Below are 21,692 nucleotides of genomic sequence, written 5' to 3'. Positions count from 1 at the left end.
GAAATCCCGCCCTATGTATATACGCAATATAGACATAACAGGCACAAACTCATCCCATGGCAACTTTGCTCAAATCCGCTTGGACAGGAGTCTTCGACCCTCTGCTGCGCCGGCCCGACCGCGTGCAATCGGCCGCCCTGTGCTGGCGCAAGGGCAAGAAGGGCAAGGAAGTGCTTTTGATCACCTCGCGTGACACCGGGCGCTGGATCATCCCGAAAGGCTGGCCGATCGACGGTCTCGACGGCGCCGGAACCGCGGCGCAGGAGGCCTGGGAAGAGGCCGGTGTCAAACCCGCACGAGTGAAGCGTCAGCCTGTGGGTCTTTACCATTACATCAAGAAACTCGACAACGGCCTGCCCGCACCAGTGGAGGCCACGGTCTATCCGATCGAGGTCGACCATCTCGAAGGCGATTTCCCCGAAAAAGGCCAGCGCAAACGCAGTTGGATGAGTCCGAAACAGGCCGCCGCCCTGGTCGACGAACCGGAATTGCGCGACCTTCTGCTCGGCTTCTGATCCGGTCCTTCCCGGCACATCTTCGTCACGTCGCGTTCCGAAAGGCTTGCAATGCAAGGCCGGGCACGGTAGCGCTGCGCCGCCTGTAACGGTTTTATGACAAAGCGGAGCGCCGATGTCGGAAACGGAAGATCACGGAAAACAGTGGAATACGCTGGACAAGGACCTGAACCGGATCACCCAGTTCGAGTCCGCCACCTTTCACATCGCCCGTCCGATGGTGGGGCTCGGTGTGGCGCTGGCCTTCATCATCGTCGCAGGGCTTCTCGCCGCCTTCCTGTTCGGCGGTCAACCGGGCTCCGCCGTGGTGATCGCCGCCGCCGCTCTGGGCGCCTATATGGCGATCAACATCGGCGCCAACGATGTCGCGAACAACATGGGACCTGCGGTCGGCGCCAATGCGCTGACCATGGGCGGGGCCATCGTCATCGCCGCCCTGTTCGAAAGCGCAGGCGCGCTTCTCGCAGGTGGCGACGTGGTTTCCACGATCTCCAAGGGCATCATCGACCCGGCCGCCATGGCCGACACCCGGATTTTCATCTGGGCGATGATGGCCGCGCTCCTGTCCTCCGCCCTCTGGGTCAATCTCGCCACATGGATCGGCGCGCCCGTCTCCACCACCCATGCCGTCGTCGGCGGCGTCATGGGCGCGGGCATCGCGGCGGCGGGTTTCGGCACCGTCAACTGGGGCTCGATCGGCGCAATTGCCGCAAGCTGGGTCATCTCGCCGCTCTTGGGCGGTGTAATCGCCGCCGGGTTCCTGTGGTTCATCAAGGCGCGCATCATCTACAAAGACGACAAGATCGCCGCCGCCCGCGTCTGGGTGCCGGTGTTGATCGGCATCATGATGGGTACGTTTGCCACCTATCTGGCGATCAAGGGCCTGAAAAAGATCGTCCATATCGACCTGCTGACCGCTTTGCTCATTGGTCTCGCCGTGGGCGCGCTGTCCTATGTCGGCTCCGCGCCGCTGATCCGGCGACAGTCCCAGGGGCTCGAAAACCGCAACAAATCGCTCAAAGCGCTGTTCGGCCTGCCGCTGGTGATCTCCGCCGCACTGCTGTCCTTTGCCCATGGCGCCAACGATGTCGCGAATGCCGTCGGCCCTCTGGCCGCCATCGTCCATGCCAATGCCGAGGGCGGCTTTGCCGGCAGCGTCAATATCCCGCATTGGGTCATGGTGATCGGCGCGCTGGGGATTTCCTTCGGCCTCATCCTCTTCGGCCCGAAACTCATCCGCATGGTCGGCAGCCAGATCACCAAACTGAACCCGATGCGCGCCTATTGCGTGGCGCTCTCCGCCGCCATCACCGTGATCCTCGCAAGCTGGCTCGGCCTGCCGGTCTCCTCTACCCATATCGCCGTGGGGGGCGTGTTCGGCGTCGGCTTTTTCCGCGAGTGGTATCACGAGAAGCGCCTCGACGAGACCGCGCGCTCCAAGAAGATCACCCGCATCGCCGCCGAGGAACGTCACCGCCGCAAACTCGTGCGCCGCAGCCATTTCATGACCATCGTCGCCGCCTGGATCATCACCGTCCCCGCCGCCGCCACGATGTCCGCCGTGGTGTTCTGGTTCCTGGCGCATCTGGCAAACTGACACCTCTCCGAACAATGAAAAAGGGCACCGCATCGGGTGCCCTTTTTCATATGTGAAGACCGGAAGACCAGCCCCCCGTTAGGGCTCTGCCCGCATCTCGGACCAAAGGCTCCTCCGGAGCCCTTGTCATTTGCCCTCGACACACCACCGCATAATCGCCTTCTGGGCGTGCAGACGGTTCTCCGCTTCGTCGAAAATCACCGATTGCGGACCATCCATCACCGAATTCGTCACCTCATCGCCCCGGTGCGCCGGAAGGCAATGCATGAACAGAGCATCGGGCTTCGCGAGCCCCATCAGACGCCGATCCACCCGGTAGGGCCGAAGCTGGTTGTGACGGCGTTCCCGCGCCGAGGCCGGATCGTGCATCGACACCCAGGTATCCGTCACCACGAGATCGGCGCCCGCAACCGCCTCTTCGGCACTGCGGGTGATCGAGACATTCGAGCCTTTCGCCCGCGCCTCCTCGACAAAGCCCATTTCCGGATCGAGCGGCTCAGGACCTGCGAAGGTCATGTCAAAGCCGAACTGACCGGCGGCATGGAGGAAGGACGCGCAGACATTGTTGCCATCACCGAGCCAGACGACTTTCTTGCCCTTGATCGAACCGCGATGCTCCTCATACGTCAGGATGTCGGCCATGATCTGGCAGGGATGGGTGCGGTTCGTCAGACCGTTGATCACCGGCACGGAAGCATATTCCGCCATCTCCAAGAGCGTCTGCTCCTCGAAAGTCCGGATCATGATCATGTCCACGTAGCGCGATAAAACCCGCGCGGTGTCGGCGATGGTTTCACCATGGCCAAGCTGCATATCGGCGCCCGAAAGCACCATGGTCTGGCCGCCCATCTGGCGCACGCCGACATCAAAGGACACGCGCGTCCGGGTCGAGGGTTTCTCGAAAATCAGCGCGACCATTTTGTCTTTGAGCGGCTGCTCCGCATCAAGCGCGGCTTTCGGTTTGTCGTGACGCGCGTTCTTGGTCAGTTTCGCGGTCTCGATGATCCGGTGCAGATCCTGTGCTGAGGTTTTGTGAATGTCGAGGAAGTGGTTCATAGGTCTGTTCTCTTCGTCTGTCAGAGCGCACTGGCGGCGGCATCAATCCGCGATACGGCCTCGGCAATCTCTTCGTCGGTGATATTGAGCGCGGGCAACAGCCGCACCACATTGTCGGCGGCGGGCACGGTCAGGACCCCCTGCTCATAGCCTTTGCCCACCAGATCGGCAGGCGCGATTTTGCATTTGAGGCCGAGCATCAGGCCTTCGCCACGGACGGCTTCAAACACGTCGGGATGAGCTGCCACCAGCTCTTCGAGCTTTTGCCGCATCAGCCCCGCCTTGCGGTTCACCTCGGCCAGAAACGCCGGATCGGAAACGATCGACAGCACCTTGAGCCCGATGGCACAGCCCAGCGGGTTGCCGCCATAGGTCGAGCCGTGCGTGCCAGCGGTCATGCCCGATGCCGCCTCTTCGGTCGCCAGAACCGCGCCCAGCGGAAAGCCGCCGCCGATGCCCTTGGCAATCATCATGATGTCCGGCGTCACCCCCGCATATTCATGGGCGAACAGCCGCCCCGTGCGCGCGATCCCGCATTGCACCTCGTCGAAAATCAGCAGAGCGCCCTTCTCCTCGCAAATCCTGCGCAGCAATTTCAGCGCCTCGTCGGGCACCACGCGGATGCCGCCTTCGCCCTGCACCGGCTCGATCAGGATCGCCGCCGTCTTGTCGGTGACGTGATCGGCCACGGCTTCCCAGTCGCCGAACGGCAGATGGACAAAACCCGGCATCAGCGGGCCAAAGCCCTTGACCATCTTGTCGGTTCCAGAGGCCGCAATCGCGCCTGTCGAACGGCCATGGAAACAGCCCTCGAAAGAGATCACTTCGATCTTTTCCGGCTGGCCTTTCTCGTACCAGTATTTGCGCGCCATCTTGATCGCCAGCTCGGCGGCCTCGGTGCCGGAGTTGGTAAAGAAACAGGTGTCGGCAAAGGTCAGCTCGGTCAGCTTGTCGGCCAGAGCCTCCTGCGCCGGGATCTTGTAGAGGTTCGAGACATGCCACAGCGTGTCCGCCTGATCCTTGAGCACCTGCGCCAACTCCGGGTTGGCGTGGCCCAGCGTGTTCACCGCGATGCCCGCGCCGAGATCGAGAAAACGGCGCCCGTCCGCCTCGATAAGCCAGGAGCCTTCGCCTTTGACGAAGGACAGCGGAGCCCGGTTGTAGGTCGGCAGAACGGAAGAGATCATCGTGTGGTTCCTCTGGAAAAGAGAGGCCTCATGGGTGGCGAAAGCCAGCGGGCCTGTCAACGGTTGGGGGATATTTTTTAAGGGATTGCGCCGGTTTGGCGCGGTTTGTGCCACGCGGATCACGCCTCGGGCACGGATGAACGGACGTCAGGGACGCTTCAGCGTCGACGTCGGCTACCGGTAGCATATGCGCGGGTCATGTTCATGACGCGCTTTTCGATCAAACCGCCCGCACTGTCAAAGGAAATTTGCGGCAGCACCCCTCACTCCGCCGAAAGGAATTTCGAATTGCCAACCGCACGCGAGGAGGTTCCGCCGCCGACCGTGATACGCTTGACCACTGCGGCTTTTACCTCCGATGACGGCACCCCAAGCGCAAGCTGCCGCTTGAGCGCCTCAACTTTCCCTGAAAGCGACATGCCATAGCCGACCCGCCTGCCGCCCGCCTCTCCCATGGAGGACACGAGCGAGACAATCGCCAGACGGCCCTGATCCTCCGCAAAGACCGGCGCGCCGGACGACCCGTAATTGATATAGCAATCAAAGGCATAAAGCCCCTGAGACGCATCCAGAAGATGACAGGCGCGCTGAATGGTCATGACGTCATTCTGCGGCTGACCATAGGAGGCGACCGTCAGATCGCCCTCCGGCCCCGACGGCCCATGCAGCGCGTAAGGCCTGGCCAGCGCCGCAGGGATCGGCGAGGCCAGCTTGACCAGCGCCACATCGCGCCGCAGGTGGTCGCCCGTCTCCCGCTCCGCCGTCTCGAATCCCGGCATCACCGCCACCGCGGCCCCGCGCGAGGCGGCGACATGGCGCTCCTCCCGAAGCCCGGCGCGAAACGTGATCTTCTCCGGCGCAAGCGGCGTGTTTTCCGCATCCATCACGCAATGCGCGGCGGTCAGTACCAGATCCGGTGCAATCAATGCCCCTGTGCAGGTGCCCTCCCCCGCCATCTCAAGCCGTCCAACACCTTCCCAGCCAATCCGTTCTGCGCTCGCGGGCAAGATCTCTTCCGCCCGCATCGCAAACGGCACGCAACAGAGAACAAAGAGAGACAGGAAACGCGCGCTGAGACTCATCGAAAACCCCGGCAAGTTGAGACTTACCGGGGTCGATAGCCGGGAAATCCGGCGACAATGGGGCCGCCCGGCATTCCTCTGCGATTTTCACGTCAGGATTTCAGCTTCGTACCGCGTTTGAAGAACTGCCAATCGATGAACACCACCACGGCGGTCACCCCGCTCATCACCGCAAGCCCGATCCAGGGCGAGCTGTCCGAGGTGCCGATGATGCCGTATCTCACCCCGTCGATCAGATAGAACACCGGGTTCAGATGGGTCAGCACCTTGAACCATTGCGGCAGGGTCTCGACCGAGTAGAACGTGCCCGACAGAAAGGACAAGGGCGTGATGATGAAGTTGGTGATCGCCGCCATATGGTCGAATTTCTGACTGACGATGCCCGCAAGAACGCCCAGACCGCCGATGAACAGCGCGCCCAGCACCACGAAGGCGATGGCAAACAGCGGATGATGCAGCGGCAGACCGACGAACACCGCCATCACGACCCAGATCGCGATCGCCACAAACATGCCGCGCGCCACCCCGCCCGACAGATAGCCGATCACAAGTTCGAACGGCGCCAGAGGCGGCATCAGCGTGTCGACGATATTGCCCTGCACCTTCGAAATCATGATCGAGGAGGAGGTGTTGGCAAAGGCGTTCTGGATCACCGTCATAGTGAGGATGCCGGGAGCCAGGAAATGCACGAAGGGCACGCCCATGACATCGCCGCGCGACGGGCCGATGGCCAGCGTGAAGATCGTCAGGAACAGCCCGGCGGTCACCAGAGGTGCCAGGAGCGTCTGTGTCCAGACCGCGAGAAAGCGCGAGATCTCCCGCCCGATCAGCGTGTAAAGTCCAAGCCAGTTGACCCGGCCAAACCGCCGAACGCCCATCTGCACCTCATTTTGAGCCATTTCCATTGCCGCGCTCTCCTGCTATAGACCCCTGTCTGCGGTTTTCCCCGCGCGCCCGCTTGTAACCGCAAGCGCCGTGTTTAAAATAGGGGGCAGACAGAAATCTCAAGCGTCCTGCACTGCAAAACCCCTGTGCAGGATCGTTTTTGTGATCTTATGCGTGGTGCGGGGCCGCACCTAAGACAACCACAGGCCCGATGACAACCGAAGGAAGAACCATGTCCTGGACCGATGAGCGCGTCGAACTGTTGAAGAAAATGTGGGGCGAGGGTCAATCCGCCTCGCAGATCGCCAAGGAACTTGGTGGCGTGACGCGCAACGCCGTGATCGGCAAGGTGCATCGTCTCGGCCTGTCGAACCGCGCTGGCGCCAGTGCAACGCCCGCTGCCAAACCTGCCGCCGCCCAACCGAAAGCGAAGCCTGCGGTCAAACCCAAGGTGGAGGCCAAGCCGAAACCTGCGCCGCAACCGGCCGCGCAGACCGAAATGGCAGAGGCCACGCCGAAACCCGCCGTGCCCGCCCGTCGCCAGATCATCCCCGCCGGTCAGCCCCTGCCGCCGCAACCCTCAACCAACGAGATACCCGCCGAAGCTCTGGCCAAGGTCACTGAGGTCGAGAAGAAAGCCAAGCGGATCTCCGTCATGGAACTCACCGAAAAGACCTGCAAATGGCCGATCGGCGATCCGGCGACTGACGATTTCTGGTTCTGCGGCCTGCCCTCCGTGCCCGGCAAACCCTATTGCGAGGCGCATGTGGGCGTGGCGTTCCAGCCGATGTCCTCGCGCCGCGACCGTCGCCGCTGAGCCCTGCGGCGAAACGACGGCAAGGCCCACATTGCTATTCTGAAGATCAAAGCCGCCCGAAGGGGCGGCTTTTTTCAAACCTGTATAAGACGATTTCCACACAGTATTCGCATATTTTTGCATATGCGTGTTTCTTTGCGCACAGACTCTGTTTGGCGCTGCGGAATTTGAGCTTCACGGTCAGCACGCTAGCTTTACAGCCATCTTCAAACCGCACTGCCAAAGAAAGCTTTGACATGAAACACCTGCTTCTGACTTCCGCGCTCGTCCTCGGCGCAACCGCCGCTTCTGCCGAACCGGTGAAATACGCCCTCGACGCCTCGCACAGCCAGATCGTCTTCACCTATGAACACCTCGGCTTCTCCACCACCACCGGCATGTTCTCCGGCTTCGACGGCACGATCATGTTCGACGAGGCCGATCCGGCGAACTCTTCCGTCGAAGTCTCCTTCCCGACCGACAGCCTTTACACCGGCTGGGCCGAGCGCACCGCGCACTTCCTGACAGGCGATTTCTTCGGTGCCGAAGAGAACCCGACCATCTCCTTCAAATCCACCTCGATCACCGTCGAGGACGAAGACGAAGGCCTGATCACCGGCGATCTGACCATCAACGGCATCACCAAATCCGTCACCATCGAGGCCGAGTTGACCCAGAAGGGCGAGCACCCGATGATGAACAAGCCCTGGCTCGGCTTCGACGGCGAGCTGACCGTGCTGCGCTCCGATTTCGACATGGGTCAGTATGCGCCCTACATCTCCGACGAGGTTGAAATCGAGATTTCCATCGAAGCGATGCTGGCCGAATAAGCCGCCCCGCCCACGCAGTCAAAAGGCCGCCGGAGCGATCCGGCGGCCTTCTTTTTGATCCAAATGTCCCGGAATTTACTGTCGCACCGCCGTCAGCGTCGTCGCGACCTCGACCGCAAATCCCACGGTGCCCTCATCCGCATAGCCCGCGCCCATGCCGAAGTCCCGGCGATCGAGCGTGCTCGTCCCGCTCATCGTCGCGGTGTCTCCGTCAATCGTCAGGTCGAAAGCCAGTGTCACCGGCACCTCCTGCCCGACCAGCGTCAGCGTCCCCACCGCCTGATGCGATGCGCCCTCGATGCGGGAAATCTCCCCTTCGAACGTGGCGGTCGCATAGGTTTCCGTGTTGAAAAACTCCGGCCCCATGGCCTGTTGCGTCACCGAGCCGAGCGTGAGCGACGTGGTGTCTATGGTGACCGTCACCTCGCCCGTACCCGTCGCCTCGTCATAGGCGATGGCGGCACTCCAGTTCGCAAAACTGCCCTCGACCGGCGCGCCCATCTGTTTGACGGAGATCGTCAGGCTGCCCTGATCGACCGTCCATGAGGGCAGATCGGAGGCAAGCTCGGCCTGTTCCACCTGAGCCTGTTCCATCGGCGCGGCGGTCCCATCCGGGCGTTCCGGCGCGGGCATCACGAAGGGAAAGGCCACAACGGCAATCCAAAGCACGGCGGCCAGAACCGGCGGCAGGGCAGAGGCATGGGCCTCCCCCTCGACACCCGCATCTGTGCCACGCGACATCCGGGACAGCACGCCGTCTTTCTCGATCACCGCATGTTTCAGCGCCCCCGCGACATGCAGCGCGACCGTGAGATAAATCACCAAAGCCGAAAGCCCGTGCACCGCCCCCGCCATATGCGCGACATCTTCGGATTTCGGCACAAACGGCAGGTCCTGCCCGAACGGCCAGAGGATCGGGGCAAAGCCGGTTTCGGCGGAATGCATCACCCAGCCCGACAACGGCATGATCACAATCGCGCCATAAAGCATCCAGTGGATCACTTCGGCCAGCAACGTCTCCGCCTTGCGCTCCGGGTGCACCGGCACGGGTTTCGGCTGCGTGATCGCCCAGAGGATGCGCAGCACGGCAAGACCGAGCACGGCCACACCGATGGTTTTATGCACCGAATAAAGCGTCGTGAGCCCGGCGGCGGTCTCTGCCGTGCGCGGCGTGTTCTCCCCGATCAGGCCCAAAGCAATGTCGGTGAGGATCAAAAGGGCAATCGCCCAATGGAAAAAGCGCGCAAGCGCGCCATAGCGGGTGGCTGTATTGGTAAGCATGAAGCGACCTGTGTTGCATGCGGTTTACCGCAGCCTAGCCGATACGCCGTCCCCACACATCCAAATCCGCCGCACAGACTCTGTGCGAACAGGTGGAAAGCCCCCGGAGGGGCTTTCTCAAATCCAGCGCCACAGCGATCAGAAGCTGCGGGTCCAGCCGATCGACGCCGAAAGCTGGCTCATTTCCAGCTCCGCCGTGCCGCCATACATCACCGGCCCGGTGACCGTGTTTTCCGGCACATAGGAGATCGAGAAATCAATCCGGTCGCGGGCGTTGATCTGCCGCGAGCCGCCGAAGGTGAAGTGATCCTCCACCACGCCCGGCGCGAGAATGCCGAAACTCACGTCCTCCGATCCGATCGGGTTCGACGCATGGGCGTAGCCCACCCGCCAGGTCATGTCGGGCGAGGATTTCCATTCGGCCCCCAGACGGATCACCTCGACATCTTCCCAACCGAACCCCGCTCCGCCATCGGCGCCCAGCGCGCCCGCGTCGGAGGCATTGCCCACGGCCGGCACATCCGAATAGAAAATCTTCTGGTAATCGAGCAAAAGCGCCAGATCGGGCGTCGGCTGATAGGCCAGACCGACGGTGATCGAGGCCGGAATGTCGAAATCCCCGCCGCCTTCGAAAAGCCCGGCGTAATCGTCGAATTCCGACATGTCGAATTTCGTCTGCGCCGCGATCCCGAGTGTGAGTTGATCGCTCAACTCATATTGCATTCCGAGCCTGAGCCCCAGACCGTAGGAAAATTCCAGGCCATTGTTCGTGAGCGCCGAGGAATCCACGGACATGCTGAAAAATTGCGAAAGCCCTTTGGCGTCAAAGGCCTGCACCGCCAGCGTCGGCGCGATCCCGTAAGAGAACCGGCCCATCTTCTGCGCATAGGTCACCGAGACGAAAAGCTGGGTCAGGTCAACACCCGCCTCGCCACCGCAATAAACCCCGGAACCGCCGCCGCAATTGGCATTGCTCACATCCGGGTAAGAGGTATTCATCCCGCCGTTGCCATAGGCGGCAAAGTTCACAACCGCCCCATTGGCGAGCGGCAGGTTATAGGCGGCGTTCGGCACCGGGAAGAACTCCTTGCCCGAATTGACCTCGCCATCGGCGATGAACCCCGTGCCCGTGCCGGTATAGCCCCGCGACGGCGAAAACGCCTGAAACCCGAAACTCAGCTCGCGCCCCACGCTGGCCACTGAGGCCGGGTTGATCGCACCCGACATGGCGTCCTGCGAATAGGCCACACCCGCCCCCGCGACGCCCCGCGCCGCCGGGCTGTAGCCCAAGGCAAAATATCCTTCCGTGGCCGAGGCCTCCTGCGGCAACATACTGGCGGCAAGGCACAAGACGACCGGTCCCGCGACACGGGTGTGTTCCATCCTGAACATCTATCATCCTTCCAAGGTTTTCGGGTGATGCCGCGCCTCCTCAAACGCTGCGGCCGCGCCCGAACCCGCACACCGCGGGCCTGTGCTAAAAATTATGGGATCACGCGTCTGTGATCTCCATCAACCTATGCGAATATTTTCGATCCGGCGACGAAATTTTCCGCCGCGACGCGGCAAATCCGACAGGAACACCCGCCTCTTCTGGGGGCTTTCCCGACCCTTTCTTTCGGAGTATATCGCCGCCATGAGCCAGAACCCGCCAAATCTCCGCCCCGACCTTGCCCCGAAGCCCGTCTTCGACACGAACCGCCGTGACGGCCAGCCGACCATCGGCATGGTCTCTCTGGGCTGTCCGAAAGCGCTGGTCGACAGCGAACGCATTCTCACCCGGCTCCGGGCGGAAGGCTATCAGATCAGTGCGGATTACTCCGGCGCCGATGCGGTGATCGTCAACACCTGTGGCTTTCTCGATTCTGCCAAGGCCGAGAGCCTTGAGGCCATCGGCGAGGCGCTTCAGGAAAACGGCAAGGTTCTGGTCACCGGCTGTCTCGGCGCCGATCCCGAATATATCACCGGCGTCCATCCGAAGGTTCTGGCCGTCACCGGCCCGCATCAATACGAGCAGGTCCTCGACGCGGTCCACGCCGCCGTACCGCCCTCGCCCGATCCGTTCATCGACCTGCTGCCCGCCACCGGCGTCAGCCTGACGCCCCGGCATTTCAGCTATCTCAAGATTTCCGAGGGCTGCAACCACGCCTGCAAATTCTGCATCATCCCGGACATGCGCGGCAAACTGCAATCGCGCCCGGTCCATGCCATCTTGCGCGAGGCCGAGAAACTCGTCGAAGCGGGCGTCAAGGAACTGCTTGTGATCTCGCAGGACACCTCCGCCTATGGCCTTGATCGCAAATACGTCTCCTTCCCGTGGAAAGATCGCGACGTGCGCAGCCACATCACCGATCTGGCGCGCGAACTGGGCCAACTGGGCGCCGCCGATGACCTCTGGGTGCGGCTCCACTACGTCTACCCCTACCCCCATGTGCGCGACCTGATCCCGCTCATGGCCGACGCAGGCAACGCCGTCCTGCCGTACCTCGACATCCCGTTCCAACACGGCCACCCGGACACGCTCAAACGTATGGCGCGGCCAGCCGCCTCCGCGAAGGTGCTCGACGAGATTGCCGCATGGCGCGCGGTCTGCCCGGACATCACGCTGCGCTCCACCTTCATCGTCGGCTACCCCGGCGAGACGGAGGCGGAATTCCAATACCTCCTCGACTGGCTGGACGAGGCGCAACTCGACCGTGTCGGCTGTTTCCAATACGAAAACGTCGCCGGCGCGCGCTCCAACGCCCTGCCCGACCACGTCGCCCCCGAGGTCAAACAGGACCGCTGGGAACGGTTCATGGAGAAAGCTCAGGCGATTTCCGAAGCCAAACTGCAGGCCAAGGTTGGCACCGTTCAACAGGTCATCGTGGACGACATTGATGAGGACGGCATCGCCACCTGCCGCACCAAGGCCGACGCGCCGGAGATCGACGGGAACCTGTTTATTGACGAGGGGACCGAGGGGTTGTCTGTGGGGGATTTGGTTTTTGTTGAAGTTGATGAAGCGGGTGAATACGATCTTTGGGGAAAGATTGTACTTTGAGGCTTCACTTTGCATTTCGAAAACATCGCCATTGAGAAATTAATCGTTAATCCAAATAACGACCGCCATGGACAGACGCCGTCCGAAGACACTGCAATTGGTTGGTTATTTGATCATAAAGCTTCCGAAATGAAGCACTTAGCAACCCGAATTGCGAAAGCTGGACGTATTTACGACGCGCCACTCGTTATCCGTGAAGGCTCTAATTTTCTTGTCAAAGATGGCAATCGACGAGTCACCTGTCTCAAACTAATACACAATCCTGCTCGCGCTCCTCAAAAATTTCGAAATTTCTTTAGCGATCTGAAGAAAAACTTCCAAAAAAGCTTGGCTACAGATGTCGTTTGTCAAGTTGAGGATGACCAAGATATTGCCGATGAAATAATTGGCTTGAGGCATAACGGCACACAAAAAGGCGCAGGCCAGCTTATGTGGGGGCCAAAGGAAAAGGCAATCCACGCGAATAGAGTATCAGGCAAATCAGACTATGAATGGCCTCAGTTGGTTGAAAACTTCTTAGAGGAACGGGGCTATTCTGACGAAGCTGCCGCAATAAAAAGATCAACCCTCGATCGAATTTTGAAAGCTAAGAAACGTAGAGAACAGCTTGGCATCTCCCTAGGCGATCAACGTAAAATAATTTCTACTGTTGCAGGGTACGATCCACTCGCTCTTTTTATTCGCTTTGCTCACGACATGCGTGATGACAAGCTCACTCTGAAAGAAACTTTAATTTCTGCTGACATTGATAAGTATTTGGCGCGCTTGAGGTCGGAAGGACTGGTACCTGACAAGAAAAGCGCACCCCCAAAACCTGCACCGCCACCGCCGAGCTTGCCAAACTTACCTAAACCCCAGCCAATTCCACCACACCCGACTAAGCGAAGAAGAACCAGCCTAATACCGTCGGACGTTAACTATCGTTTCGCGTGGTCACATGGACAAACAAAAATTTCCCAAGCTTGGGAGCAGCTACAGTTCGAGCTCAGCCTCAAGAGACATAAGTTCTCAATTGCAGTAGTGCTTCGAACTTTGTTGGAAATGGTTGCAAAGAAGTATGGCGAGAAAAACAACTTGTCCGATAAAGGTACTCTTGCAAAAAATCTTCGGCTTATGGCTGACGATCTTAAAGAAAAGACCATTATTGATCCCAAAACTCACGAAGACGTCATGCGTCTTATTAGCGATACACGATCCATGGTCTCTATCGAGAACCTGCAACGGATTTTGCATTCAACAAGCCAAATGCCATCGGAAGATGACTTAATAACAATGTGGGACTGCTTCGAACCGCTCATTGTAAACGCTTTGCGCAACCTTCAGCCATCGTCAAAATAGATGATAGATAGCTGGCTACCTTTTGCTCGCTATACGGGAGACCCCCATGCTCAAAAACTACAAAGACCTGCTCGCAGCCGCCCATGAGGTGATCGAGACGATCCCAACCCAAGACGCCATCGCCCTCACCCGTGACGACGGTGTCGTCTTCGTCGATCTCAGAGACCGGCGCGAGCTTGAGCGCGAGGGCCGCATTCCCGGCGCTTTCCACTGCCCGCGCGGCATGCTCGAATTCTGGATCGACCCGGAGAGCCCCTATTACAAACCGAAATTCGGCGAGGACAAAAAGTTCGTCTTTTACTGCGCCTCCGCCTGGCGCTCGGCGCTGGCCACCCAAACCTGCATCGAAATGGGCTTCACCAACGTCGCCCATGTCGCAGGCGGCTTCTCCGCGTGGAAGATGCACGGTGGGCCTGTCGAACCCGTCGAAAAACATTAAAGCCGGTCGAGGTAATAGCGCACCGCGTCCTGCACATGGCGAAACCGGTCGCCGCCAAGGTGTTTGCCCCCGTACCAGCGCGTCACCACGACGATCTGGCCGGTGACGCCCTCGCGCTCCAACATGCGCAGGATCACCATCCCCGCGCCGCTTTCGCCGTCGTCATTCTTGAGAGGCATGCCATCGGGGAGCACAACGCCCCATGTGTTATGCGTCGCCTTGGCGAATTTCTTTTTGCGGCACAGCTCTTTGACAAACGCCTTGGCCTCCGCCTCCGACCCACAGGCGCCGCCGGAGACCGCATATTTCGAGCCGCGGTCGGATATGATGCCGTCATAAATCTGCATAAGCCGCTTATAGGATCATGAGATCAGAACCGCCAGCCACGCCACCCCCGCCGCAATCGCGGTCACCGTCACAGCGGCGGAGCCCGCGTCCTTGGCGGTTTTGGCCAGAGGGTGTTCGCGCTCCGAAATGTAATCCACCGCATCCTCGATCGCCGTGTTCAACAGCTCGGCGGCCAACACCAACAGCCCCAGCGCAATCACCAGCCCCCGCTCGCCTGCCGTCAGATCAAGGACAAGGGCCAGACAGGCCGATATGAGATTGGCCCAGACCCAGGTGCGGAACGAATGCTCCGAACGCCACGCATACCGCAGCCCCTCCATGCTCCAGATCGTGCGCAGGACCAGTCGTTTCGCGGTGTAGGTCGCTTTGTCTTTCATCTTGCCTCCTCCGTCGTCAGAGCATGATCGAGGAAAAAGACCAAGGCAAGCGACGGAAGCGGGAGGCACGCCCGTAAAAGAGGGCAGAGACAAGAAAGGCTTTCACAATGTCCACCTTACGTAAATTCGCCACGCCCCTGACCATCGCCACATTCACCATCGTCGGCGTGACGGGCGTGCTCTGGTATTTCCATGTCATCACCTCCGCCGGCCGCTGGATGCATGAGATCATCGGTCTGGCCATGGTCGTCGTCGTCGCACTGCACGTCGTGCTGAACTGGCGCGCGTTCAAGACCTATTTCAAACGCCCGCTCGCCATCGGAATCATCGTGCTGGGCGTGGTTTTGACGGTGGGTGCCTATCTGGTGCCGGATCAGACGCAGGCCCGTGGTGGCCCGCCGCAATTCGCCGCCTTCTCGAAATTCGCCGATGAAAGCCTTGCCACTCTGGGGCCGATCTTCGACACCACCGGCGAGATTCTCGTCACCCGGCTCGAAGATGCGGGCTACACCGGCGCAACCCCTGCGAGCACCGTCGAGGACATCGCCGGGTCCAACACCCGCGCCCAGATGGAGGCCTTTTCCGCCATGGCCGCGGACGGTTCCGGCACGGGTGGGCAAGGCGTCGGTGCAGCGCGCAACTGAGCCGTCTCCCAACAAACAAAGGGGCCCGCGCGGCCCCTTTGTCATCTCTAGATCTCTGGACTTGCCTCTGGCCTTACTCGGCGGCCAGCAACGGATTTTGCAGCGCCCGCACGTAATAGAGCTTCTGCGCATTCAGACAATAGTCCGGTGCCTGCTCCTGGTGCCCCTGATGTTCCAGAAGCCAGAGGATGCAGGCGTCATGCTGGGTGCATTGCCCGCAACCGGTTTCCATCTTCGACAGGTCCTCCGGCGCAATCTCCCCGGACGCGGCGGCGCGCACCACATCGGCCCCCAACCGTTCGGCCATGCCATGCATCAGGCAGGCCTCACCAGGACGCAGCAGTGTATCCGTCATGGTCTTTCCTCCAGTTTGCGTTAAACGCCCTCAGCGCGCGGCGAGGCGTTCCAGATCCGTCTTGTTGCGGCAATAGGCCGGGGCGAATTCCGCACCCGCCTCATGATCCGCGAGAAACACCTCACAGGCCTCCGGATCGGTGCAGCCCATGCAACGATGAACGCGATTTTCCATCGCTCCTTCGTCGCATTGCCCGCGTTGCTTCAGTTCCTCGAAATCGACGCCAAGTGTCTGCGCCATACGGTTCATAAGACGTTCATGCGTCTCGTAGCCCTTGGTCCCGGTCATGACAGCCTCCGATCTGTTGCGTTTCACATCCCGCGAAAAACAGACCATGCACCGGGTCCACACTCCTTGATCCTGATCAATTGCCGGATTTCCGGGCCATTCTGCACCGTCCGACCCTCTATCCTGACGGAAATTAAGGCGTTGTTTACGCTTTTCCCGAATATCTCAGGCCGCATGGCCGAATAGGGCAGCCACACTGCCCCGAATCTCGGGGCGCGCCAGAGGCCCGCTCGCCGCTTCTCCGAACAGGCGCAGTTGCGGAAAAATGCGAAAAAGCTCCGTCCGCGCGCCCTGCTCCAGAAGGCTCAGCGCCGTCTCCCCGGGATAGAAGCTCTCGGAGAGCAGCCCGCCGCTGTCGAGGATTTCATGCGCCTCGAACATCAGATGCACATAAGTGATCTCGGTCAGATCGCTGCGCTGACGAATATTGCGCCGGTTCACCAGCCAGCGCGCGGGCACCAGCGCCTCGTCCAGACCGGCGTATAGCTCGACCAGATGGCCCGTGATCAACACCCGGTGCTGCGGCGATACCAGAACCGGGCGGCTCGGCACGCCCTGCCCCAAGGCTCCCCGCAGAATTTCAATCGGCGCAAGATCGGGCGCGCGGCTCAGATCGACCTTCGAGGTGCCAACCCAGCGCACCGGGCGATACCCGTGGTCCAGCGTCCAGATCAGATCGCCGGGACGCACCGTCTCGATCGCCACCGCCCCCTGCTGTCCCCGAACGACCGAACCCGCGGCAAAACAGACCGCCGCCTCGACCTCGGAAACCTGCAACTCTCCGTCATTGTTGCCCGCCGCCGGGTCCGCCGTCTCGTCGGCCCCCGTATAGACCATGGTAGAGCTGTCGAGCCCGGAAATATCGAGGATATAGCCGTTCTGAAACAGCACATGCTCGTCGCCCGCGCCCATGTTCTGGTAATTGTTGTTGTCCGGGTTCAAACCTTCGGCAATCACATTGCCCTCGGCATCGGTCAGCCGCCAGAACTGACCGTTGGTGAAGGTGTCGGAGACATTCTGATACACCTCAAGATAATAGACATCCGCCGAACTGCCCAGGGGCGTGACCCCCGAGACGGTCAATTCCAGATTGGGAGGGTTGGTGCCGTTGAGCGAGGCGCTGGTATAGGTCCCGATCATGTCGCCGGTGATTTCTATCGCCATTTGCACCCTCTGCCTCAGCCCAGTCCGCGCCCGGCGTTAAGGTTAACGCGGGGTCGTCCTCCGATCTGAACACAGATCGTGGCAAAACCGGGACAGGGCTGCGGCGAAACCGTGGTTCCCCACACAAATCTGTGAAAACTCCGAAGGTTACCTGGGCTACAGCGTCGCCATGGTCCGGCGAACGGTCTCGATCCGCTGCGCGTTCGGCGGGTGCGAGCCGAGGAACCGGTCGCCCGGATCTGGGATTCGGGTAAAATATTCCGCCCCGCGCACCGGGTTGTAGCCCGCGCGATAGGCGATCACCGTGCCGAGCTGATCGGCCTCCAGCTCATAGTTCTTCGAATAGCTCCGCGCGCCCACCGTGGCGCCGATGTCCTGCGCGCTGCTGATCGCATTGGCGTCCCCGCCCATCGCGGCAATCAGCACCCCGCCCAGAAGTGCGCCCGTGAGCGCCTTCTCCTGGCTGCGCGCGATATGGCCCGAAATGTGATGCGCCGCCTCATGCCCCATGACAAAGGCCAGCTCGTCGGTATTCTGCACCTCCGCGATCAGCGCCACCGTGAAGGTCAGCACCGGCCGCCCCGCACTGTCGAGCGTCTGCCAGGCATTGGCCGGCGCGCTCGGGTCGTTCTCCACCACGATCTTGAAATCGCAATTCGCCCCTGTGGTCCGGGTCCGGCATTCGCGCTCGGCCACCGGTTCCACCCGGGAAACGACCTGCCTGAAATCCGCAACGGACAGCCCCGGCCCCGTCGCGCGGCTCACCGCAGCCGGAGCGGTCGAACTCGGCACAGAGGTCGTTTCGACACAGCCCGCAAGCGCCAGAGCCGCCAGAACGCATAAACCCGCACGATACATGTTCATCTCCCAATCGCATACCGCACTCTCACAGAGCTGCGACATTACGCAAAGCCATTTGCCCTGACCAGCCCTCCCGGCACGTCATGAGAAAACCGGAGCGGTTTCCCGCTCCGGCTTACCGTCTCTCACAGCGCAGATCAAAGGCGGTCGCCCCGTGCCGGAACCCGCCTCAGAACGAGGTCGTCAGCCCCAGTTTGAACAGCCGCCCGTTTTCGCGATACGCGGTTTCATCCGCCGGTTGCTGATCGAACAGGTTGTCGATCCCCAGATTCAGACGCGTCTTGTCCGTCAGATCGTAAGCCATCGCCACATCGACAAGGAAATACGGATTCTTGTTCTGTCCCGCCGGAACGGCACGTGCCTCCTCCGTACTCAGCTCATCCTCGGTCACATAGCCCACCTGCTTGCCGACATAGGTGACATTCCCCGACAGGGTCAGGCGGTCATTCGCCACCCAGCTCGCCCCCGTGGTGATGTTCCATTTCGGCGTGGTTGCCATCGGGAAGGCGTGGTCCAGACCTTCGTATTTGAACTCGGATTTCGCCAGATAGGTGAAAGAACTGGTCCAGGTCAGGTCTTCGCTGACGTCGAAGGAAAACCCGCCCTCGATCCCCGCCGTCTTCCCGCTCTCGATATTGGTCCGCTCGAAAATGTCATAGCCCGTCGACAAATCGACCTCGCCGGTTTTCCGCGCCCCGATCATATCGGTGATGTCATTGTAGAACGCGGTCAGCTCCCAGTTGAAGACCCCGCCCTGAGAGTTCAGGCCGATTTCGTAATTGTCCGAGGTCTCTGGCCCGATGTCCGGGTTCCCGTAGATGATGCACGGCCCCGGATAGGGTTTGCAGCCATTGCCGCGAGACGACATCTTGTAATTCGGGTTCAACGCCCGCAGGTCCGGCGCCACGAAGGCCTGCGCATAACCCGCCTTGAGCATCAGCCCGTTGCCAAGATCGTAATTCGCATAAAGCCGCGGGGTGAAGTGATCCCCGAAATCTTCATGGTGATCATACCGCAGCCCGGTTGTGAGGGTCAGCGCCTCCGTCACATCCCAGCGGCCTTCGGCGTAAAGCGCGCTGGTCACCGCCTCACCGGAAATCAACGCGCCATCGCGGTTGGTCGCCGGATCGCTCAGCTCATCCTTGGCGACGCTGCCACCGACCGTATAGCCGAAGCCTTTGCCGCCAAGCAGGGTTTCCGCACTATAACGCGTCTCGAAGGTGGTGGTCTTGTAGGTGATCGGATCGCCCCAGGCCGGGTCGCTCCAGGAGGCGTTCGAGCTGTCTTCATAGCGCAGGTAGCTGGACAACGTCCCTGCACCGATCATCCATTCATTGGTGATGGCAAATCCGTCGCGGTCGATCTTGTTCGTATCATGCGCCCCATCCGACGCCAGGTATGTCTCCTGACCCGTCGTCGCCTCGAAACCCCATTCGACGGCACCGTTCGGGCGCCATGTCAGACGCGCGCCAAGCTCCCGTGCGGAAGACCCGTCCGAGCCGTAGACGGAATTCTCCGCCCCCGTGCCATCCGTGTAGGTAAAGGCATCGGGCGCCTCGCGCTCGGATGTCTTGCCCCAGAATTCCACATCGACGGTCTCGCTCAGCGACCCGCTGACATAGCCAGAGATCTGGCGGTTGTCGCCCGTGGTCGCATGTTCGCCAAAGCCGAAATCCGTGGTGATCGAGCCGGACCAGACACCGGACGGTTTCTTGGTGATGATGTTCACCACCCCGCCCATGGCGTCGGAGCCGTAAAGCGTCGACATCGGACCGCGCACGATCTCTATGCGTTCGATCGCATCGAGCGGCACGACGTTGAGATCGCCCTGATAATGACGCGCAAAGCTCTTGCCCGTGCTGATCCGTCGGCCATCGACAAGCGTCAGCGTCCGGTTCGACGAGATGCCGCGGAACGAGACTTTCGAAATCCCGTCATTGCCACGGGTCAGGTTCAGACCCGGCACGAGACGCAGCAGGTCGTTGAGATCGCGGGCGCCTTCCTGCGCAATCGTTTCCTGATCAATCACGGTGATCGAGGCGGGCGCATCCTGCACGGTGGTCTCGATCCCCGACGCCGTGGTCACGACGATCTGATCGAGTTCCAGAACCTCTTGTGCCGACAGGGAGAAAGGCAGCAGTGCGAAAGCCGTGGAACACAGGAGCTTTCGGGACACAGAATGGGGGCGGGACGGGAGGAATGACATGAGGTCTCCGATATATGCGTTTGAAATGACAAACGACATCCGGGAAACCCGCCCGAAAACACGCAACAACACCGTGCTTCAAATCGGGCACAGCGACGCGACACAAACCGTCGGGACATGGGGCAGATCACTTTCCGAAATCTGTTCCCGGATGCGTTCAGCTCGCGTTTCACTGGCTGCCTTCAGAAAACAGACCCGAAAGCCGGGCGCAAGCCCGGTATCCGAGTTATTTAGTCAGCCATAAAACTGCCGCACGGACGTTGCCGCAAAGCCACATAAAATCATTGCACCGCCCCCTTGCTTTTGCCCTGCGGCAGGTGCAGCATCGTCTCATGTTTACCATCGAGCACGATTTCGACGCGACCGTCGTCACCATAGTCGATGAGGGCGAGGCCCCTCTGCTGGAAGATGTCATCATCTCCGCCTTCGCCGAATGCGTGACCGTGGAACAGCACGATCCGCGCACCGACCGGGTGCACAAGATCACCTTTTCGCTGCAACAGCTCCGCGACCTCGGCGCCGCCCTCGACCTGCCCGAAGGCGCCTATCGGCTGACACCTGTCGAGGAGTGAGGCCGCACCTCACGTCCGCACTGAACCTTTAGAGATCGGCAACCGTTTCGATCCGCAGCATCCCGTCATGCAAAAAACATGCCTTCGAGAACACGTTGGGCACGGGATTTGGGCGGCGAATATCGGCCAGCCCGGGCAAAGCCGTTGGCCCCGGCGCAAAGGATCGGTCGATCTGTGAGATGAAGATCAAAATCAGCCCCGTAACTGCGCGAAGTTGCGCAAAGACCGCAACTGTTCCGCCAAGGGCGGCTTGTGGCGATCCTGATCGAGGATTTGCAGATAGTCGACAACCGCAACCGTGCCACGCGGAGCGTCAGCGAGGTCCGCACAGATGAACGCCGCGCTGATGTCATCTGAGGTCTCGATTCTGATCTGCGCCCCATCTGCGCCCGCCCGGCCCAACCTGTGCAATCGGTGACGCACCTCTGTTTCCGTCAATTCCAGCGTGTAGAACACCGCCTCGCGCCCCACCTCAGCCGCCTCAAGCAGCACGCGCAGCCCTTGTAAGGTCTTGCCATGCCCCGGCCGCGCCCCGAGCAAAACAAGATCGCCCTGCGCGAAGCGGGGAAGAAGCGCCCCGGCCTCAGCCCTGTTGAGCCCCGCAGCCAAAAGCGACCAACGCGCAAAGCCCTCTTGCCGGGCAATCCGGTCAAGCGCCTCGTGCAATGAAATGTCATGATCCCGCGCCAACTTCCTGGCGCGGCGTTTCAGATGATAAACAGGTGCGGAAAGCCGCATGTCGAAACCTCCGTTCCGGGTCCAAAACGCAATCCCTCCTCATGCGTGCGCCCGAACAGACGTGTCGATGATCAACAGCCCCGTATGTCA

At 60.8% G+C, this 21,692-nt stretch carries 23 protein-coding genes; 9 read left to right on the top strand and 14 right to left on the bottom strand.

Annotated elements, in window-relative coordinates; all coding sequences use genetic code 11:
• Positions 1-56 precede the first annotated feature (56 nt).
• Together CEW89_RS18295 and CEW89_RS18290 are read left to right on the top strand one after the other, a co-directional pair.
• Positions 57-515 (top strand): NUDIX hydrolase, encoded by a 459-nt coding sequence (locus tag CEW89_RS18295; RefSeq protein WP_066710470.1) that lies wholly within the window; start codon positions 57-59, stop codon positions 513-515.
• A 115-nt stretch (positions 516-630) separates the two neighbouring features.
• The gene (locus CEW89_RS18290) at positions 631-2,112 is read left to right on the top strand and encodes an inorganic phosphate transporter (RefSeq protein ID WP_066710468.1); all 1,482 of its coding nucleotides are present in this window, start codon (positions 631-633) and stop codon (positions 2,110-2,112) included.
• A 126-nt stretch (positions 2,113-2,238) separates the two neighbouring features.
• On the opposite strand, the gene argF is transcribed toward CEW89_RS18290, so the two are convergent.
• From argF to CEW89_RS18270, 4 genes are all read right to left on the bottom strand, one after another.
• The gene (gene argF / locus CEW89_RS18285) at positions 2,239-3,168 is read right to left on the bottom strand and encodes an ornithine carbamoyltransferase (protein WP_066710466.1); all 930 of its coding nucleotides are present in this window, start codon (positions 3,166-3,168) and stop codon (positions 2,239-2,241) included.
• Between the two features lie 20 nt (positions 3,169-3,188).
• On the bottom strand, positions 3,189-4,355 hold the full coding sequence (locus tag CEW89_RS18280) for an aspartate aminotransferase family protein (protein ID WP_096806871.1): 1,167 nt from the start codon (positions 4,353-4,355) through the stop codon (positions 3,189-3,191).
• Between the two features lie 263 nt (positions 4,356-4,618).
• Positions 4,619-5,362: a trypsin-like serine peptidase gene (locus CEW89_RS18275; protein ID WP_157779920.1), complete on the bottom strand. Its 744-nt coding sequence runs from the start codon at positions 5,360-5,362 to the stop codon at positions 4,619-4,621.
• Positions 5,363-5,529: 167 nt separating this feature from the next.
• On the bottom strand, positions 5,530-6,342 hold the full coding sequence (locus tag CEW89_RS18270) for an ABC transporter permease (protein ID WP_244906099.1): 813 nt from the start codon (positions 6,340-6,342) through the stop codon (positions 5,530-5,532).
• Positions 6,343-6,554: 212 nt separating this feature from the next.
• On the opposite strand from CEW89_RS18270, the gene CEW89_RS18265 reads away from it, so the two are divergent.
• A complete protein-coding gene (locus tag CEW89_RS18265; RefSeq protein ID WP_066710460.1) occupies positions 6,555-7,139 on the top strand; it encodes a GcrA family cell cycle regulator in 585 nt (194 codons plus the stop codon).
• A 236-nt stretch (positions 7,140-7,375) separates the two neighbouring features.
• Complete coding sequence (locus CEW89_RS18260; RefSeq protein ID WP_066710457.1) at positions 7,376-7,948, top strand: YceI family protein; 573 nt, start codon at positions 7,376-7,378, stop codon at positions 7,946-7,948.
• Between the two features lie 75 nt (positions 7,949-8,023).
• Here the strand turns inward: CEW89_RS18260 and CEW89_RS18255 are convergent, their stop codons facing one another.
• Together CEW89_RS18255 and CEW89_RS18250 are read right to left on the bottom strand one after the other, a co-directional pair.
• Complete coding sequence (locus CEW89_RS18255; protein ID WP_096806869.1) at positions 8,024-9,229, bottom strand: cytochrome b/b6 domain-containing protein; 1,206 nt, start codon at positions 9,227-9,229, stop codon at positions 8,024-8,026.
• Between the two features lie 138 nt (positions 9,230-9,367).
• Positions 9,368-10,621, bottom strand: coding sequence for an OmpP1/FadL family transporter (locus tag CEW89_RS18250; RefSeq protein WP_096806868.1), 1,254 nt, complete (start codon positions 10,619-10,621; stop codon positions 9,368-9,370).
• 244 nt (positions 10,622-10,865) lie between these two features.
• Here CEW89_RS18250 and rimO point away from each other — a divergent pair, with 244 nt between their 5' ends.
• Genes rimO through CEW89_RS18235 form a run of 3 tightly spaced genes read left to right on the top strand, consistent with a single transcriptional unit; the run spans position 10,866 to position 14,049 of the window.
• Positions 10,866-12,272, top strand: coding sequence for a 30S ribosomal protein S12 methylthiotransferase RimO (rimO, locus tag CEW89_RS18245; protein ID WP_096806867.1), 1,407 nt, complete (start codon positions 10,866-10,868; stop codon positions 12,270-12,272).
• A gap of 9 nt (positions 12,273-12,281) precedes the next feature.
• Positions 12,282-13,610 (top strand): hypothetical protein, encoded by a 1,329-nt coding sequence (locus CEW89_RS20950; RefSeq protein WP_157779919.1) that lies wholly within the window; start codon positions 12,282-12,284, stop codon positions 13,608-13,610.
• A gap of 46 nt (positions 13,611-13,656) precedes the next feature.
• The gene (locus CEW89_RS18235) at positions 13,657-14,049 is read left to right on the top strand and encodes a rhodanese-like domain-containing protein (protein WP_096806865.1); all 393 of its coding nucleotides are present in this window, start codon (positions 13,657-13,659) and stop codon (positions 14,047-14,049) included.
• Here CEW89_RS18235 and CEW89_RS18230 read toward each other — a convergent pair.
• Both CEW89_RS18230 and CEW89_RS18225 read right to left on the bottom strand, forming a co-directional pair.
• Entirely contained in the window at positions 14,046-14,396 is a 351-nt protein-coding gene (locus tag CEW89_RS18230) for a YigZ family protein (protein ID WP_096806864.1), read from the bottom strand. The genes CEW89_RS18235 and CEW89_RS18230 overlap by 4 nt on opposite strands.
• Before the next feature lie 15 nt (positions 14,397-14,411).
• Positions 14,412-14,774 (bottom strand): diacylglycerol kinase, encoded by a 363-nt coding sequence (locus CEW89_RS18225; RefSeq protein ID WP_096806863.1) that lies wholly within the window; start codon positions 14,772-14,774, stop codon positions 14,412-14,414.
• A gap of 107 nt (positions 14,775-14,881) precedes the next feature.
• Here CEW89_RS18225 and CEW89_RS18220 point away from each other — a divergent pair, with 107 nt between their 5' ends.
• Entirely contained in the window at positions 14,882-15,418 is a 537-nt protein-coding gene (locus tag CEW89_RS18220; protein ID WP_066710435.1) for a DUF4405 domain-containing protein, read from the top strand.
• Positions 15,419-15,491: 73 nt separating this feature from the next.
• Here the strand turns inward: CEW89_RS18220 and CEW89_RS18215 are convergent, their stop codons facing one another.
• The 5 genes from CEW89_RS18215 to CEW89_RS18195 form a co-directional block, all read right to left on the bottom strand.
• Complete coding sequence (locus tag CEW89_RS18215; protein WP_066710432.1) at positions 15,492-15,773, bottom strand: DUF6455 family protein; 282 nt, start codon at positions 15,771-15,773, stop codon at positions 15,492-15,494.
• 30 nt (positions 15,774-15,803) lie between these two features.
• Positions 15,804-16,061, bottom strand: a complete 258-nt coding sequence (locus CEW89_RS18210) for a DUF6455 family protein (RefSeq protein WP_155846233.1) — start codon at positions 16,059-16,061, stop codon at positions 15,804-15,806.
• 165 nt (positions 16,062-16,226) lie between these two features.
• Positions 16,227-17,225 (bottom strand): Hint domain-containing protein, encoded by a 999-nt coding sequence (locus CEW89_RS18205; protein WP_096806862.1) that lies wholly within the window; start codon positions 17,223-17,225, stop codon positions 16,227-16,229.
• Between the two features lie 156 nt (positions 17,226-17,381).
• The gene (locus CEW89_RS18200; RefSeq protein WP_096806861.1) at positions 17,382-18,083 is read right to left on the bottom strand and encodes a M48 family metalloprotease; all 702 of its coding nucleotides are present in this window, start codon (positions 18,081-18,083) and stop codon (positions 17,382-17,384) included.
• Between the two features lie 172 nt (positions 18,084-18,255).
• Positions 18,256-20,292, bottom strand: coding sequence for a TonB-dependent receptor domain-containing protein (locus CEW89_RS18195; RefSeq protein ID WP_096807296.1), 2,037 nt, complete (start codon positions 20,290-20,292; stop codon positions 18,256-18,258).
• 332 nt (positions 20,293-20,624) lie between these two features.
• Between CEW89_RS18195 and CEW89_RS18190 the strand changes: the two genes are divergently transcribed.
• Positions 20,625-20,864, top strand: a complete 240-nt coding sequence (locus CEW89_RS18190; RefSeq protein ID WP_066710546.1) for a hypothetical protein — start codon at positions 20,625-20,627, stop codon at positions 20,862-20,864.
• A gap of 192 nt (positions 20,865-21,056) precedes the next feature.
• On the opposite strand, the gene CEW89_RS18185 is transcribed toward CEW89_RS18190, so the two are convergent.
• The gene (locus CEW89_RS18185; RefSeq protein ID WP_244906098.1) at positions 21,057-21,602 is read right to left on the bottom strand and encodes a DNA helicase; all 546 of its coding nucleotides are present in this window, start codon (positions 21,600-21,602) and stop codon (positions 21,057-21,059) included.
• Between the last annotated feature and the right edge of the window lie 90 nt (positions 21,603-21,692).

Origin of the sequence: Celeribacter ethanolicus (genome assembly GCF_002407265.1) — a bacterium.
In the GTDB taxonomy this organism is placed as follows: Bacteria; Pseudomonadota; Alphaproteobacteria; order Rhodobacterales; family Rhodobacteraceae; genus Celeribacter; species Celeribacter ethanolicus.
Note: the sequence above shows the minus strand (reverse complement) of the source record. Positions and strands in the feature narration are given on the sequence as shown.

Coding starts and splice junctions, on each gene's coding strand:
- CEW89_RS18295 (WP_066710470.1), top strand. CDS start 57: ATGGCAACTTTGCTCAAATCCGCTTGGACAGGAGTCTTCGACCCTCTG.
- CEW89_RS18290 (WP_066710468.1), top strand. CDS start 631: ATGTCGGAAACGGAAGATCACGGAAAACAGTGGAATACGCTGGACAAG.
- argF (WP_066710466.1), bottom strand. CDS start 3,168: ATGAACCACTTCCTCGACATTCACAAAACCTCAGCACAGGATCTGCAC.
- CEW89_RS18280 (WP_096806871.1), bottom strand. CDS start 4,355: ATGATCTCTTCCGTTCTGCCGACCTACAACCGGGCTCCGCTGTCCTTC.
- CEW89_RS18270 (WP_244906099.1), bottom strand. CDS start 6,342: ATGGAAATGGCTCAAAATGAGGTGCAGATGGGCGTTCGGCGGTTTGGC.
- CEW89_RS18265 (WP_066710460.1), top strand. CDS start 6,555: ATGTCCTGGACCGATGAGCGCGTCGAACTGTTGAAGAAAATGTGGGGC.
- CEW89_RS18260 (WP_066710457.1), top strand. CDS start 7,376: ATGAAACACCTGCTTCTGACTTCCGCGCTCGTCCTCGGCGCAACCGCC.
- CEW89_RS18255 (WP_096806869.1), bottom strand. CDS start 9,229: ATGCTTACCAATACAGCCACCCGCTATGGCGCGCTTGCGCGCTTTTTC.
- CEW89_RS18250 (WP_096806868.1), bottom strand. CDS start 10,621: ATGTTCAGGATGGAACACACCCGTGTCGCGGGACCGGTCGTCTTGTGC.
- rimO (WP_096806867.1), top strand. CDS start 10,866: ATGAGCCAGAACCCGCCAAATCTCCGCCCCGACCTTGCCCCGAAGCCC.
- CEW89_RS18235 (WP_096806865.1), top strand. CDS start 13,657: ATGCTCAAAAACTACAAAGACCTGCTCGCAGCCGCCCATGAGGTGATC.
- CEW89_RS18230 (WP_096806864.1), bottom strand. CDS start 14,396: ATGCAGATTTATGACGGCATCATATCCGACCGCGGCTCGAAATATGCG.
- CEW89_RS18225 (WP_096806863.1), bottom strand. CDS start 14,774: ATGAAAGACAAAGCGACCTACACCGCGAAACGACTGGTCCTGCGCACG.
- CEW89_RS18220 (WP_066710435.1), top strand. CDS start 14,882: ATGTCCACCTTACGTAAATTCGCCACGCCCCTGACCATCGCCACATTC.
- CEW89_RS18215 (WP_066710432.1), bottom strand. CDS start 15,773: ATGACGGATACACTGCTGCGTCCTGGTGAGGCCTGCCTGATGCATGGC.
- CEW89_RS18210 (WP_155846233.1), bottom strand. CDS start 16,061: ATGACCGGGACCAAGGGCTACGAGACGCATGAACGTCTTATGAACCGT.
- CEW89_RS18205 (WP_096806862.1), bottom strand. CDS start 17,225: ATGGCGATAGAAATCACCGGCGACATGATCGGGACCTATACCAGCGCC.
- CEW89_RS18200 (WP_096806861.1), bottom strand. CDS start 18,083: ATGTATCGTGCGGGTTTATGCGTTCTGGCGGCTCTGGCGCTTGCGGGC.
- CEW89_RS18195 (WP_096807296.1), bottom strand. CDS start 20,292: ATGTCATTCCTCCCGTCCCGCCCCCATTCTGTGTCCCGAAAGCTCCTG.
- CEW89_RS18190 (WP_066710546.1), top strand. CDS start 20,625: ATGTTTACCATCGAGCACGATTTCGACGCGACCGTCGTCACCATAGTC.
- CEW89_RS18185 (WP_244906098.1), bottom strand. CDS start 21,602: ATGCGGCTTTCCGCACCTGTTTATCATCTGAAACGCCGCGCCAGGAAG.